The sequence below is a fragment of the Moorena sp. SIO1F2 genome, assembly GCF_010672755.1.
Lineage (GTDB): Bacteria > Cyanobacteriota > Cyanobacteriia > Cyanobacteriales > Coleofasciculaceae > Moorena.
Genome location: NZ_JAAHFV010000674.1, coordinates 1 through 1231 on the forward strand (window position 1 = coordinate 1; position 1231 = coordinate 1231).

General features: G+C 42.6%; 1 protein-coding gene and 1 rRNA gene. One reads left to right on the forward strand and one right to left on the reverse strand.

Annotation, left to right across the window (positions count from 1 at the left end):
• A partial coding sequence (gene ribA, locus F6J94_RS33945) for a GTP cyclohydrolase II (protein ID WP_293048370.1) occupies window positions 1-884 on the forward strand: 884 nt, incomplete at its 5' end.
• A 170-nt stretch (window positions 885-1054) separates the two neighbouring features.
• On the opposite strand, the gene rrf is transcribed toward ribA, so the two are convergent.
• Window positions 1055-1172, reverse strand: a 5S ribosomal RNA gene (gene rrf / locus F6J94_RS33950).
• Window positions 1173-1231 lie beyond the last annotated feature (59 nt).

The following is a 1231-nucleotide window of genomic DNA, read 5'->3' on the forward strand; positions in this document are numbered from 1 at the left end:
TCTCAGAATGTTTAACGGGAGATGCCTTGGGCTCTCTGCGCTGTGACTGTCGAATGCAACTACAAACGGCTCTGAAAATGATTGAGAATTCCGGTCAGGGAGTCGTGGTTTATTTGCGGCAAGAAGGCCGAGGGATTGGTTTGGTGAATAAGTTGAAAGCCTATTCCTTACAAGATATGGGACTGGATACCGTAGAAGCAAATGAACGTTTGGGATTCCCTGCTGACCTGCGAGACTATGGCATGGGAGCACAAATTCTCAATGATTTAGGAGTTAAGAAAATTTGCTTGATTACCAATAATCCTCGCAAAATCGCTGGTTTAAAAGGTTATGGATTAGAAGTAGTTGGTCGGGTTCCATTGTTGATTGAAACCAATGACTACAATTCTAGCTATCTGGCAACTAAAGCACAGAAGCTGGGTCATCTGCTGTTGCAGACCTATTTAGTTACGGTAGCAATTCATTGGCAAGACCAGCCTCAACAGGTGACAGAACGTTATGAGCGTTTAGAAAAGCTACGGTCTCTAGCTCATAGCCAGAACTTATTATTGCAGGAGGAGTCACGACCTGTAGCTTCCGCAGTTTTTGAGAAACCTGCTTTAATGGTACACTTAGGCTTTGATCAGCCTGAGCTAGCAGCACTAGATTGGTACCAATCCAGTCAGCATCCCTATGTAAATGCGATCGCTAATATTTTAGACAGCGTGATTGAATGGCCTGAGCTAAGATGCTTGGAATTTCTAGTCTCTTCTGGACACGATCCACTGACAAGTTTACAAATACTTTTAGACCGAGAGAAGTTTCCCTTTACGAAGCGACCATCTTCAGTGTGTGAGAATTTAACAACTCAGAAAATTTATAGTTTTGATCGCTCAATAAAGTAATATGAATTATTGCTTTTAGTCCTCAGTTATTACTTAAGTTATTACTTATTGGTTAACCCAACACCCATGCTAATGATTTAATCTATTTTAATCTCTGTGGTTGCTTAATATAGAAAAAGCCCCTTGCCAGTTCAGACAAGAGGCTTTTTCTATATATTAAATAATATATATCCTGGCACTGAGCTATTTTAGCAGGCAGCTACCCACCAACTATCTTCGCCGCAGCTACGTTTCACCTCCGAGTTCGGGATGGGGTCGGTGTGGTTCCGTAGCGCTATAAGCACCAGGAAGGTAGAATGGGCATCTAAGGTGGAATGGGCATCTTGCCCGTTTTGCCCGTTCTGCTT